Origin of the sequence: Gluconobacter oxydans DSM 3504 (assembly GCF_000583855.1) — a bacterium.
Lineage (GTDB): Bacteria > Pseudomonadota > Alphaproteobacteria > Acetobacterales > Acetobacteraceae > Gluconobacter > Gluconobacter oxydans.
In genome coordinates, this window is sequence record NZ_CP004373.1 from 2,204,195 (window position 1) to 2,216,608 (window position 12,414).

The 12,414-nt window shown below is 61.9% G+C and carries 12 protein-coding genes; all 12 read left to right on the forward strand.

The window, feature by feature from the left end; all coding sequences use genetic code 11:
- The 12 genes from era (at nucleotide 1) to lpxA (ending at nucleotide 12,413) form a co-directional block, all read left to right on the forward strand.
- Nucleotides 1–888, forward strand: coding sequence for a GTPase Era (gene era, locus GLS_RS09730; RefSeq protein WP_011253331.1), 888 nt, complete (start codon nucleotides 1–3; stop codon nucleotides 886–888).
- A 111-nt stretch (nucleotides 889–999) separates the two neighbouring features.
- Nucleotides 1,000–1,740: a UMP kinase gene (gene pyrH, locus GLS_RS09735; protein ID WP_041112075.1), complete on the forward strand. Its 741-nt coding sequence runs from the start codon at nucleotides 1,000–1,002 to the stop codon at nucleotides 1,738–1,740.
- A 68-nt stretch (nucleotides 1,741–1,808) separates the two neighbouring features.
- The gene (gene frr, locus GLS_RS09740; RefSeq protein WP_041112076.1) at nucleotides 1,809–2,375 is read left to right on the forward strand and encodes a ribosome recycling factor; all 567 of its coding nucleotides are present in this window, start codon (nucleotides 1,809–1,811) and stop codon (nucleotides 2,373–2,375) included.
- Between the two features lie 95 nt (nucleotides 2,376–2,470).
- On the forward strand, nucleotides 2,471–3,151 hold the full coding sequence (uppS, locus tag GLS_RS09745) for a polyprenyl diphosphate synthase (RefSeq protein WP_049750784.1): 681 nt from the start codon (nucleotides 2,471–2,473) through the stop codon (nucleotides 3,149–3,151).
- Complete coding sequence (locus tag GLS_RS09750; RefSeq protein ID WP_041112077.1) at nucleotides 3,148–3,996, forward strand: phosphatidate cytidylyltransferase; 849 nt, start codon at nucleotides 3,148–3,150, stop codon at nucleotides 3,994–3,996. Before uppS ends, GLS_RS09750 begins: the two co-directional genes overlap by 4 nt.
- Nucleotides 3,989–5,215: a 1-deoxy-D-xylulose-5-phosphate reductoisomerase gene (gene dxr / locus GLS_RS09755; protein ID WP_041112078.1), complete on the forward strand. Its 1,227-nt coding sequence runs from the start codon at nucleotides 3,989–3,991 to the stop codon at nucleotides 5,213–5,215. The genes GLS_RS09750 and dxr overlap by 8 nt, the downstream gene beginning before the upstream one ends.
- Nucleotides 5,208–6,308 (forward strand): RIP metalloprotease RseP, encoded by a 1,101-nt coding sequence (rseP, locus tag GLS_RS09760; RefSeq protein WP_041112079.1) that lies wholly within the window; start codon nucleotides 5,208–5,210, stop codon nucleotides 6,306–6,308. The genes dxr and rseP overlap by 8 nt, the downstream gene beginning before the upstream one ends.
- A 132-nt stretch (nucleotides 6,309–6,440) precedes the next feature.
- Nucleotides 6,441–8,909 carry an outer membrane protein assembly factor BamA gene (gene bamA / locus GLS_RS09765; RefSeq protein ID WP_052327549.1) on the forward strand — a complete coding sequence of 823 codons (2,469 nt, stop codon included), beginning with the start codon at nucleotides 6,441–6,443 and terminating at the stop codon, nucleotides 8,907–8,909.
- A 52-nt stretch (nucleotides 8,910–8,961) separates the two neighbouring features.
- Nucleotides 8,962–9,858: an OmpH family outer membrane protein gene (locus tag GLS_RS09770; RefSeq protein WP_193363812.1), complete on the forward strand. Its 897-nt coding sequence runs from the start codon at nucleotides 8,962–8,964 to the stop codon at nucleotides 9,856–9,858.
- A gap of 20 nt (nucleotides 9,859–9,878) precedes the next feature.
- Nucleotides 9,879–10,928: a UDP-3-O-(3-hydroxymyristoyl)glucosamine N-acyltransferase gene (gene lpxD, locus GLS_RS09775; RefSeq protein WP_041112081.1), complete on the forward strand. Its 1,050-nt coding sequence runs from the start codon at nucleotides 9,879–9,881 to the stop codon at nucleotides 10,926–10,928.
- 112 nt (nucleotides 10,929–11,040) lie between these two features.
- On the forward strand, nucleotides 11,041–11,550 hold the full coding sequence (fabZ, locus tag GLS_RS09780; RefSeq protein WP_011253341.1) for a 3-hydroxyacyl-ACP dehydratase FabZ: 510 nt from the start codon (nucleotides 11,041–11,043) through the stop codon (nucleotides 11,548–11,550).
- A 5-nt stretch (nucleotides 11,551–11,555) separates the two neighbouring features.
- Entirely contained in the window at nucleotides 11,556–12,413 is an 858-nt protein-coding gene (gene lpxA / locus GLS_RS09785; protein ID WP_052327654.1) for an acyl-ACP--UDP-N-acetylglucosamine O-acyltransferase, read from the forward strand.
- Nucleotide 12,414: the final 1 nt, after the last annotated feature.

Here is a 12,414-nt window from a genome sequence, read left to right on the forward strand (position 1 = left end):
ATGACCACGCGCTGCGGTTTCGTGGCTCTCGTCGGCGCCCCGAACGCGGGGAAATCCACCCTGCTCAACCGGATTGCCGGAGCCAAGCTGTCCATCGTCAGCCCCAAGGCCCAGACGACCCGTTTCAGGACGCTCGGCATCGTCATGCAGGACAATGCCCAGATCATCCTCGTGGACCTGCCCGGCATTTTCAAGCCGCGCCGCCGCCTCGACCGGGCGATGGTCAACGCGGCCTGGTCCGGCTCGCAGGACGCGGATCTGACCCTGCTGCTGGTGGATGCAAAATCCGGCCTGCGCGAGGACGTCCGCGAGATCATCGCCAAGCTGGCCGAAAGCAAGAACCGCATCTGGCTCGTTCTGAACAAGACGGATCTCGTCGAGCGCGGTGAACTCCTGCCTCTGACGCAGGAAATCAGCGGTCTCATCAATGTCGAGCACGTCTTCATGCTGAGCGCCCGTTCGGGTGAGGGCGTGAGCGATCTGATGGCCCGTCTGGCCGCCGAGCTGCCCGAAGGGCCTTTCCTCTATCCCGAAGACGACCTGACGGACCTGCCGGACCGTTTGCTCGCCGCCGAGCTGGTCCGCGAGCAGATCTTCATGCAGACGCATGAGGAAATTCCCTATCAGGCCACTGTCGAGACCGAGAGCTTCAAGGAGCGCCCGGACGGATCGGTGCGGATCGAGGTGACGATTTACGTCTCCCGTCCCGGGCACAAGGCCATCCTGATCGGGGAGGGTGGTCACAAGATCAAGTCCCTCGGCGCACGGGCGAGGATGGAGCTTCAGGAGCTTCTGGACCGCAAGTGCCATCTTTTCCTGAACGTCAAGGAACGCGCGGGATGGGACGAGGAAAAGGCCCGGCTGCGTGCCATTGGTCTGGACGACTGAAAAAGAAAGGTGCCGGAGCGTTTGAAATCCGGCATCCTGACATCGCTTGTTCCAATCCCGCCACGTCTGTATGACAGGCGCACGTCAAGACACATCCAGCCAGAGACGGGCATGATGACCGAAAATCGAGAACAGAGCCCCTCCTACAAACGCGTCCTGCTCAAGGTGTCCGGTGAGGCACTCATGGGCGACGGACCGTCAGGGGTAGACCCCGTAATGGTGGACATGGTTGCCGCCGATATCGCCGATGTGGTGGCTTCCGGAGTGGAAGTCTGCCTCGTCGTCGGCGGTGGCAACATCTTCCGCGGCCTCGCGGCCGCAGCCAAGGGCATGGACCGCGCGCAGGGTGACTATGCCGGCATGCTGGCCACTGTCATCAACGCGCTGATGCTGCAGAACGCGCTCGAGCGCCGCGGCATGGAAACGCGCGTCATGACCGCGATCCAGATGGCCGCCATTGCAGAGCCCTATATCCGCCGTCGGGCCGTGCGCCACATGGAAAAGGGCCGCGTCGTCATTTTCGCAGCAGGCACCGGCAATCCGTTCTTCACGACGGATACGGCCGCCGCCCTGCGCGCCAACGAGATGGAGTGCGACGCGCTCTTCAAGGGGACGCAGGTGGACGGCGTCTATTCCGCTGACCCGCGCCGCAATCCGGACGCCCAGCGCTATGACCAGCTGACCTATCTCGAAGTCCTGGCGCGCGACCTGAACGTCATGGATGCCGCGGCCATCAGCCTGGCGCGTGAAAACAGATTGCCCATTGTGGTCTTCAACATGCATGCTCCCGGCTCCTTCGGGGCCGTGATGCGTGGGGAAGGGCTCTTCACCAAGATCATCGAAGCGGACTGATCTCCGCATTTTCAACGAAATCTTCAGGCTCTCTCCTGAAAACCACGTCGAACTGAAAGGAACAGCTCATGTCCGCTGCCCTGAATGACCTTCTCGCCGATCTGACCCGCCGTATGGACGGTGCGATCGAAAGCCTGCGCCGGGACCTTTCGGGCCTGCGTTCGGGCCGGGCCAGCCCGAACCTTCTGGAGCCGGTGCGCGTCGAAGCCTATGGCTCGGAAGTTCCGCTGTCGCAGGTCGGTTCCATCGCCGTTCCCGAAGCCCGCATGCTGACGGTGTCGGTTTGGGACCGCACGGTTGTCGGCGCCGTCGAGCGTGCCATCCGTGACAGCGGGCTTGGCCTTAACCCGTCCACGGACGGTCAGACGGTTCGCGTTCCCATTCCGGCCCTGACCGAAGAGCGCCGTAATGAACTGGCCCGTGCAGCTGCCCGCTATACCGAAAACGGCAAGATTTCCGTGCGTGGCGTGCGTCGTGACGGTATGGAACAGACCAAGGCGCTGGAAAAGAAGAGCGAGATCAGTCAGGACGACATGAAGACCTGGACTGACGCCATCCAGAAGCTGACGGACCAGTACATCAAGAAGGTCGACGATATTTTCGCGGACAAAGAACGCGAGATCAAACAGGTCTGATTGCGCATTTGTCTGCAGGATCTCTTCCCCGTCACGACCGTATCGTCTCCTCTTCATCCGGAGGCGGCGTGAGCGTCGTTCCCGTCCATATCGCCATGATCATGGACGGGAACGGCCGCTGGGCCCGTGCGCGCAAACTCCCTGTGGCCGCAGGGCACCGTCAGGGTGCGGAATCCGTACAGCAATGTGTTCGCACGGCCATCCGTCAGGGTGTGCGATACCTGACGCTTTATGCGTTCTCTTCGGAAAACTGGCGCCGTTCCGCAGAGGAAGTCGGGGATCTGACATCCCTGCTGCGCTTCTATCTGCGTCACAAGATCAACGAGCTTCATGCCCAGGGCGTGCGCCTGCGGATCATCGGTGAGCCCGAGCGTTTCGAGGGTTCCCTGCGCGAAGAACTGCGCCGCGCCGAAGCCCTGACGCTCCACAACACGACCCTGACCCTCACGCTCGCGCTGTCCTATGGTGGCCGCGCGGATATCGTGCAGGCTGCCCGCCGGCTGGCTGAAGACGCCGTTGCCGGCAAAATCGCGGCCGAAAGCATCAGCGAAGCCATGCTCGACGATGCGCTCCAGACTTCCGACATGCCCGACCCCGATCTGGTCATCCGCACCAGTGGCGAGTGTCGCCTGTCCAATTTCCTGCTCTGGCAGAGCGCCTATGCGGAGCTGGTTTTCATGGATGTGCTCTGGCCCGATTTTGGCGAAGTCGAGTTTCTCGAAGCCCTCTCGCGCTTTGCGAGCCGCCAGCGCAGGTTTGGTGGCCGCCCCGCATGAGTGCCTCCTCCAGATGGTCTGACCTGCGCCTGCGCCTGCTATCCGCTGCGGTCCTGATCCCGGTTGCGGCGTTCTGCATCTGGCAGGGTGGTCCGGTCTATGACGCCCTGATCCTTCTGGCGATGTTCGGTCTGGCCTGGGAGGGTGAAACCCTCATCCGCCAGCCTCTCAAGACATGGCGTGGCGCCCTTCTGCTGGCTTGGCCCGTCATTGCCGGTCTGGCAGCCCTGAAAGGGGAGTGGAGCGCCGCCTTCTGGATGATCTGGCCCACCCTGATTTTCGGCTTTCCGGCCAGCGTGCCCGTCGTTGTTGCCATCATCGGGGGCCTGTCGCTCCTGTGGCTGCGGCACCTGCCGCTCGGCATGGCGTCCGTTCTGTTCGTCATCTCCGTCGTGGTCGCGAGCGACAGCTTCGCCTATCTAGCCGGTCGTATTTTCGGCGGCCCGAAGCTGGCTCCTTCGATTTCACCGGGCAAAACCCGCTCCGGCGCAATCGGCGGCCTTGTGGGTTCGGCGCTGGCCGGTGGTCTGGTCGCCTGGCTGACCGTGCCGGGCACCCAGCTTGGCGGCCTGGTCTGCGGCGCTGTCCTGAGTGTGTTTTCCCAGAGCGGAGACCTTCTGGAAAGCGCCGCCAAGCGTTGTCTCGGCGTCAAGGATTCAGGCCGTCTGATTCCTGGACATGGCGGCCTTCTGGACCGCTTTGACGGTCTTCTCGCCGCGGCACCTGCCGCAGCCCTGCTTTCGCTCGCGGTTGCCGCGCAGCCTTTCTGGTCCATCCTGCCTGCAGATCTGACTGGCGGTTCTGCACACCCACCCATTCTTCAGGGGAGTTCTTCTCATGACTGACGGTTCTGCGCGTCCAACACGCCGCCGCATCACGGTGCTCGGCAGCACCGGCAGTATCGGAACTTCAACGGTCGACCTTCTTGCCCGGATTCCGGATGAGATCGAGGTGCGGGCCCTTGTCGGCGGATGCAACGCCGCCCTGCTGGCCGAACAGGCCCGTCGTCTGAACGCCGAAGTCGCCGTCATTCATGATGAAAGCCGTCACGAAGAGCTGAAATCCTGCCTCGCCGGAACAGGCATCCGGACTGCTGCTGGCCGTCAGGCCGTCATCGAGGCCGGCGCCATGGAAGCCGACTGGACCATGGCAGCCATTACGGGCGCCGCGGGCCTCGAACCTACGCTCGCTGCCGCCCGCAACGGTCATGCCGTGGCTCTTGCAAACAAGGAAGCGCTTGTCTGCGCCGGCGATGTCATGCTGCGCGCCGTTGCCGAAGCCGGTGCGACGCTCCTGCCCGTCGATTCGGAACACAACGCCATCGCCCAGTCGCTTGGCGACTGTGACATGGAGAGCGTCGAGAAGATCATTCTGACGGCTTCTGGCGGACCGTTCCGCAAATCCTCAATCGAGGAAATGCGTGCCGCCACGCCGGAAAAGGCGCTGAAGCATCCGACCTGGACGATGGGGGCGAAGATCACGATTGATTCCGCGTCCATGGCGAACAAGGGTCTGGAAGTCATCGAGGCGGCCCGTCTCTTCGGCCTGACCGAAGACCGGATCGATGTTCTGGTTCACCCCCAGTCGGTCGTGCACGGACTGGTGCAGTTCCGCGACGGCAGCCTCGTCTCCCAGATGGGCTCGGCCGATATGCGTATTCCCATCGCCCACACACTCGCCTGGCCGAAGCGCATGGTGACACCCTGCGAACGTCTTGATCTTGCTGCCTATGGCCGTCTGGAGTTCGAGGCGCCGGATGAAGTGCGCTTCGCCCCCCTGCGCCTTGCCCGCCAGGTTCTCCGGGCCGGTGGCGCGGCACCAGCCGTTTTCTCCGCCGCGAACGAAGTTGCCGTGGATGCGTTCCTCAACCGGCGCATCGGCTTCCTCGGTATCGGCGAGACAATCGACGCTGCGCTGCAGGCTATGGATGAAAATCCGGAACTCAGGACCCTCGATGACGTGCTGCACTGGGACGCGCGGGGCAGGGCCCTCGCCGAAGCCCATATCCTGCGGCAGAGTGGGGGGCTGCGAAACGACGTGAGCGAGAACGCCCTGAATGCATGATCTTCTGCGGACCATTCTGGCCTATGTCCTGATTCTGGGGATCCTCGTCTTCATCCATGAACTCGGGCATTACCTCGCGGCGCGCTGGCGTGGTGTGAAGGTCGACACCTTTTCCATCGGTTTCGGCCCTGCTTTGCATCGCTGGCACGATCGCTCGGGCACGGAATGGCGCATCAGTGCCATTCCCCTGGGCGGGTTCGTCAAGCCGCACGGCTTCGAAGGTCCGGAAGATGCAACCGACGAACAGAAAGCCGCCTGGATTCCGGGCCGGACTTTCCATGACAAGCCCGTAGGCTCCCGGGCTATCGTCATCCTCATGGGCCCGGTCTTCAATTTCATCTTCGCGATCCTGGCCTTCACTGTGCTGTTTGCGGTGGTGGGCAAGCCCGAGATCCACGGGGATATCTCGCAGGTCACGGCCGGAAGTCCGGCGGACCGTGCGGGCGTAAAGCCCGGTGACGTGATTACCCGGATCGGCAATACGCATATCCTTGGCGCCGAGGATGTTATGGCGACCGTCGCGTCCCATCCCGGTCAGCAGACGGTTCTGGGCATCCATCGTGGTACGGAAAATCTCAGCCTTCCGGTCACGCTCGACACCGTGAAGAATGGTGGCCACGACATGGGCAGCCTCGGCGTGGCGTTTGCCATCTCGAGGGGACGTCCCGTTTCCCTGCCTTCGGCCTTCATCATGGGGATGCAGGAGACCTGGGACAAATCGGTCATGACGCTTCAGGGCGTCTGGCAGATCCTCAGCGGGCAACGGAGTGCGAAGGAACTGGGTGGGACGATTCGCATCGCGCAGCTCTCCGGTCAGGTCGCCAGCTACGGTCTGGCCAGCATCATTTCCTTCATGGCGCTGCTTTCGATCAATCTTGGCCTGATCAATCTTTTCCCAATTCCCGTGCTCGATGGGGGGCGTCTCGTGTTCTATGTCTGCGAGGCGATCCGCGGCCGCCCGGTTTCACGCAGGGTGCAGGAGGTGAGCATGCAGGTCGGAATGGCTCTGATCGGCGCTCTTTTCCTCTTTTCAACGGTCAACGATCTGACCAACATCGGACTGTTCCACTGGCTCTTTCACGCAGTAAGCTAAATATTCTGAAAAGACTTGTGATACAGTTGAACACGTCAGGGCATCTTGCGCGGGACAGGGGTTATCGGATACCTCCGCCAATGGCGTAACGTGTCAGTCGCCTGCAAAAAATATGTTACAAGGAAAGCCGGTTTGTCAGGATCACGGTCAAGAGGTTCCCGGTCTTCGAACAAGCGTCTGGTGCTTCTCGCATCAGCCTGTCTGCTGCCCGTCGTCCTCGGAACGGCTCAGGCGCGTTCCGTTCGTCATCAGGCCCCGGCATCAGCCCCCGGTGGAAACATCATCCAGGCCATCTCGGTAAAGGGAAACACCCGTATCGAGACGAGCACGGTGCTGTCCTACATGGTCGCCCAGCCCGGTGACACGTTCAATCAGGATGACCTCGACCGCTCGCTGAAGACGCTTTACGCCACGGGTCTGTTCAAGGACGTGACACTGCACCGTGACGGCAACACGCTTCTGGTGGACCTGGTCGAGAACCCGATCGTCAACCGCATCGTGTTCGAGGGTAACCATGCGCTGAAGGACGAGGATCTCCGCAAGGAAATCAGTCTGCGTCCCCGCGCCGTGTTCTCGTCCCAGACGACCGCTGCCGACCGCCAGAAGATCCTGAACCAGTATGCCGGCAAGGCCCGCTTCGGCGCGACCGTCACGCCCCAGATCGTCAAGCTGTCCCACAACCGCGTGGACGTGGTCTTCAACATCAACGAAGCCCAGCAGACGCTCATCAAGAAGATCGTTTTCGTCGGCAACCACGCCTTCAGCGAAGCACGCCTCTCCCAGGTCATCTCGTCCAAGGAGACGATCTGGTACCGCTTCTTCTCGTCCTCGGATGAATACAATCCCGAGCGCGTGAAGTACGATGCAGAGCTGCTGCGCCGCTTCTATCTGCATAACGGCTTCGTCGATTTCCACATGGTGGACGCCACAGGCGAGCTCGCTCCCGACCACAAGTCGTTCTACATCACCTTCACCGTGCATGAGGGCGACCGCTACCGTCTGGGCAAGATGGATGTGCGCTCCAGCGTGCGCCATGTGACGCCCGAGATGCTGCGCCCGCATGTCGAGCTGTTCCCGCATCAGATCTATGACGGTACGGCGATCCAGAACAACACGAAGAACATGCAGGAATGGCTCCAGGCATCTGGCCATCCCTTCGCCATGGTCCGTTCGGAAATCGCCCGGAACCCGGAAAAGCACATCGTTGACCTGCTGTTCGACGTCACCGAAGGTCCGCATGTCTATGTCGAGCGTATCGACATCAACGGCAACACCATCACCCATGATGACGTGATCCGCCGGAACCTGCCGATGGCCGAAGGGGACCCGTACACCCCGTTCGACCGCAAGTATTCCAAGCTTGGTCTCCAGGATCTCGGCTATTTCAGTTCGGTCTCTGTCGATCAGACGCAGGGCTCCGCGCCTGACCGTGTGAACGTGTCCGCGAACGTGGTTGAAAAGCCGACCGGCGAGTTCTCCCTGGGTGGCGGTTACTCGACGGACGTCGGTATTCTCGGTAACGCCTCGATCAAGCAGCACAACCTGCTCGGAACGGGTGTGGACGCCGGTATTTCCGGAACGGTCGCCTACTATGAAAAGCAGGCCGACATCTCCATTACCGATCCGTACTTCCTGAACCGTAACCTTGTGGCCGGTGCGGATTTCTACTTCATTCAGAACAACTACCAGACGTATCAGAGCTATAAGGAATCCCAGTACGGCATGAGCCTGCGTCTGGGTTACGCCTATAACCGATACCTGTCGCAGTCCTGGAACTATACGCTCGTTGACCGTCAGGTCGGCAACTTCTACGACGCTGCTGCCGTCGCCGAAGATCCGAGCCTGATCCAGTGGGTGCCGTCGATTTACGTCCAGCAGTCGGCCGGCTGGTCGCTGCTCTCGCAGATCAGCACATCCGTGACCTATGACCGTCGTGACCGCCGCATGAACCCGCATTCGGGTTACATGTTCAAGGTTGGTGGCGACTTCGCCGGTCTGGGCGGTAACTCGAAATATGCCCGTGTGAAGGCGGATGGCGCCTACTACCTGCCGCTCGATGACCTGACCGGAAACCATGACTGGACGTTCCAGTTCAAGGGCGGCGTCGGTTACATGGGTGACTGGAGCTCGAGCGGAAACCGCAACATCATCGATAACTTCTATCTTGGTGGTGAAAACCTGCGAGGCTTCCTCCAGGGTGGTGTCGGCCCGCGTTCAGGCCATCTCAAGATCAACGGTGTCTATATCCCGGCCCAGGGTCAGGAAGATCTGCTCGGTGGTCGCTTCATGTACACGGCCTCCGCACAGCTCAACTTCCCGCTGCCCATGGGTGACGATCTCGGAATTTCGGGTCGCGGCTTCATTGATGCCGGCAGTCTCGCAGGCCTGCGCGTCAAGCATCTCTATACGAACCGCACGAATGACGGCGACAACTACACCCCGATCACCGGTGACAACCTGATCCCGCGTGTTTCCGGCGGTCTCGGCGTGTCCTGGAAGAGCCCGTTCGGCCTCGTCAACATTGATGGCGCCGTGCCGATCCGCAAGGAACATGGTGACCGTCTCTATCCGCTGCGTTTCGGTTTTGGCCAGCAGTTCTGAACTGTTCGAGACCTTGCCGTCCTGTTTCTCAACCCCTTGCCAAGAGGTGGTCATGACCCTCAATTCCCTGATGCGCACGGTTTCGGCCGGCGCGCTTCTGGCAGCGACGATTCTCGTCTCCGCTCCGGGCGCCCATGCCCAGGCTTCCGGCGGCAATGGTGGCTGGTTCGTTCCCAAGGCTGCTCATCCTGACGCCCCTCCGCCGCGCCCTGTCCAGCGCCGCGTTCCGGAAGCGGCGCCCGATGAGGAAGAAGATTCCGCACCGGCTGAACAGCAGCAGGCTCCGCCGATCCTGCCGCTGCCGCCGATCCCGGCTCCTCCGAGCATCGCAAAGGCCTCTCCGCCGCCGGCTGCCGTCATTGGCGTGATCAATGTCCAGGCCGTCATGCAGATTTCCAGCGCCTGGCAGGAAATCCAGCAGGTTCTGGGTGCCCGCCGTGACCGTCTGGCGCAGGCCGTGCAGCGTGAGGAAGCCGCCTGGCGTGGCGAGCAGCAGAAGCTTCAGGCCCAGGCCCGCAGCCTGACGTCCGACCAGATCCAGCTGCGCGAACGTCACCTGCAGGAACGCCGTGCCAAGGATCAGCACGATTTCGGCAATCAGGCCCGCATCATCCAGGAAGCGGCACAGGTTGCCATGCACCAGATCGAGCGTGAGCTGGAAGAGCCGAACGGCATCATCGCCGCCGTTGCCGCTGCCCACAACATGAACCTGATCCTGCATGCGGAGCAGGTCGTGCTTCATGTTGGCGGTCAGGACATCACCGAGGAAGTCGGCACGCAGCTCAACAAGACGCTGCCGCATGTCTTCATTCCCGATGATGGCGTGGACCCCGAGCAACTCGCCCGCTCCGGCAAGATGCCCACCACGGCTGACGAACAGCGGCAGGCCCAGGGACCGCAGGCTCCGGCGTCCGCACCGAGTGAGTCCGTTCTGCGTCAGCATCACTGAGGCGACGGGCCGTGTCTGACATGACAGCAAACGAAAGTCGTCCGGGCGACAGCCGTTTCTTCCAGCGTTCCGGACCTTTCGGTCTGGAACGGCTGGCAGAGGTCTCGGGCAGTGACATCATTCCGGCCGCATCGGGGAAGGGACTGCCCGAGTTCCGTGGCGTTGCGCCCCTGCATGTTGCAGGCCCGGATGAAATCAGCTTCCTCGACAACCGCCGCTACCTGCCGCTTCTGGCGGAAACGAAGGCCGGAGCGGTCATTCTCTCCCCGGCCTTTACCGACAAGCTGCCCCCCGATACGGCGGGGCTGGCCTGCAAGGCGCCTTATCTGGCCTGGGCACGTGTAGCCACGCTGTTCCATCCGGCTCCCGCTTCCACGGGTGTCCGCCATCCGAGTGCCTGGATCGCGGAAGACGCCGAAATTGGCGAAAACGTCGAAATCGGTCCTTTCGCCGTTATTGGCAGCGGCGTCCGTATCGGTCGTGACAGCATTGTCGCAAGCCATGTCAGCATCGGCCAGAGCGTCGAGATCGGTGAGCGTTGCCGGATCGGCGCCCATGCCGCCATCTCCCATGCCCGGATCGGTGATCGCGTCACGCTCTATCCCGGTGTGCGCATCGGGCAGGACGGTTTCGGGTTCGCTGTTGGTCCTGAAGGTTTCGAAACGGTCCCCCAGCTCGGGCTGGTCGTGCTGGAAGACGGTGTGGAAGTGGGGGCGAACTCCACTATCGACCGCGGTTCCATGCGTGACACCCTGATCGGAGCCGGAACCCGGATCGATAATCTCGTGCAGATCGGCCACAATGCCCGTCTGGGACGCTGCTGCATCGTCGTTTCGCAGGCCGGGATTTCCGGCTCTACGGAACTGGGTGATTTTGTCACCATCGCTGCACAGGCCGGCCTGATCGGACATATCAAGATCGGCGCGAAGGCCCGGATCGGCGCCCAGTGTGGCGTCATGTCGGATGTGGATGCCGGCGCTGACGTCATCGGCAGCCCCGCGATGCCGTTCCGCGAATTTTTTCGTAATGTTGCCACCTTGCGGAAACTTTCGCGTAAAAGCGGGGACTAGCAGTCCTGCGGCGCGGATGGTAACTCCCCCGCAGGTTTGCTAAGGGAAGCCATTCGTGCTGCCACAGGGCAGCGACTGACAGACAACACCGCTTGAAGGGCATGGTGAAACGATGGACCGAGTGGACGCTCCAGCCGAACAGATGACTCCCGCGACAGACGCCGCTGCTGACAGCCATCAGGTTCCGCAGAGCATCGACATCCTGAAGATCATGCAGTCGATCCCGCATCGCTATCCGTTTCTGCTGATCGACAAGATGGTCGAGATCCATGCCGGGCAGTCCGCCATCGGCATCAAGAACGTGACGGTCAACGAGCCGTTCTTCCAGGGACATTTCCCGTCTCACCCCGTCATGCCGGGCGTGCTGATCGTCGAGGCCATGGCCCAGACGGCAGCGACGCTGGTGGTCATGACGCTGGGCAAGGCGTTTGAAGGCAAGCTGGTCTATTTCATGACGATCGAAAATGCGAAATTCCGCCGCCCGGTCGGCCCTGGTGACCAGCTCCGGATCCATGTCGACAAGGAGCGCTCACGCGCCAATGTCTGGAAGTTCAAGGGTGTGGCCCGCGTGGACGATGTTGCCGTTGCCGAAGCGACCTTCAGTGCGATGATCATGGGTTGACCCTGATGCAGATGGCAGGCAAGCGCCCCGAAACCGCCGAAATCCATGCGACCGCCATCGTCGACCCGCGTGCGCGCATCGGGGAGAACGTGCGCATTGGCCCCTGGTGCCTGGTCGGTCCCAATGTCACGATCGGTGACGGGGTCTGTCTGCACGCGTCCGTTCTCGTGGATGGCTACACGACCCTGCGTGAAGGCGTGGAAGTCTATCCGTTCGTGACGATCGGTCTGGCGCCGCAGGATCTCAAATACGCTGGCGAACCGACGCTATGCGAGGTCGGGGCCAATACCGTCATCCGTGAAAACGTGACGATTCACCGTGGCACCGCGCAGGGACATGCCCTGACGCGGATCGGCGCGAACTGCCTGATCATGGCCAATTCACATGTCGCCCATGACTGTGTCCTCGGTGACCGTGTCATCATCGTCAACAATGTCGTCATGGGCGGTCATGTCGAGATCGACGATGACGCCAAAATCATGGGCTCGGCCGCGCTGCACCAGTTCGTACGGATCGGCCGCGGTGCCGTTGTCGGCGGTGTCTGCGGTGTGGAAATGGACGTCATTCCTTACGGAAGCGTTCTGGGGAATCGCGCCCGTCTGGTCGGACTGAACTGGATCGGCCTGAAGCGTTCCGGTGTTGGCCCTGAGGAAATGCAGGCCATGCGCCGCGCCTTCCGGACGCTTTACCCGCGCCATGGCGCGACGGAGTCCGTTCTGGAAGCCCGGATTGCTGAAGTCCGTCAGGAATACGGGCATCTCGCCCGCATCGCCGAAATGCTGGACTTCATGGAAGCCCCCAGCCGTCGAGGCCTGACCCGCGTTGCGCGTCAGGAAGGACAGTCCGAAACCGAAGGCGCCTGAT

Bases quoted from the DNA above. Each gene is read 5' to 3' on its own strand.
- frr (WP_041112076.1), top strand. From the start codon at position 1,809: ATGTCCGCTGCCCTGAATGACCTTCTCGCCGATCTGACCCGCCGTATG.
- dxr (WP_041112078.1), top strand. From the start codon at position 3,989: ATGACTGACGGTTCTGCGCGTCCAACACGCCGCCGCATCACGGTGCTC.
- GLS_RS09750 (WP_041112077.1), top strand. From the start codon at position 3,148: ATGAGTGCCTCCTCCAGATGGTCTGACCTGCGCCTGCGCCTGCTATCC.
- rseP (WP_041112079.1), top strand. From the start codon at position 5,208: ATGCATGATCTTCTGCGGACCATTCTGGCCTATGTCCTGATTCTGGGG.
- uppS (WP_049750784.1), top strand. From the start codon at position 2,471: ATGATCATGGACGGGAACGGCCGCTGGGCCCGTGCGCGCAAACTCCCT.
- GLS_RS09770 (WP_193363812.1), top strand. From the start codon at position 8,962: ATGACCCTCAATTCCCTGATGCGCACGGTTTCGGCCGGCGCGCTTCTG.
- era (WP_011253331.1), top strand. From the start codon at position 1: ATGACCACGCGCTGCGGTTTCGTGGCTCTCGTCGGCGCCCCGAACGCG.
- lpxD (WP_041112081.1), top strand. From the start codon at position 9,879: ATGACAGCAAACGAAAGTCGTCCGGGCGACAGCCGTTTCTTCCAGCGT.
- lpxA (WP_052327654.1), top strand. From the start codon at position 11,556: ATGCAGATGGCAGGCAAGCGCCCCGAAACCGCCGAAATCCATGCGACC.
- fabZ (WP_011253341.1), top strand. From the start codon at position 11,041: ATGGACCGAGTGGACGCTCCAGCCGAACAGATGACTCCCGCGACAGAC.
- pyrH (WP_041112075.1), top strand. From the start codon at position 1,000: ATGATGACCGAAAATCGAGAACAGAGCCCCTCCTACAAACGCGTCCTG.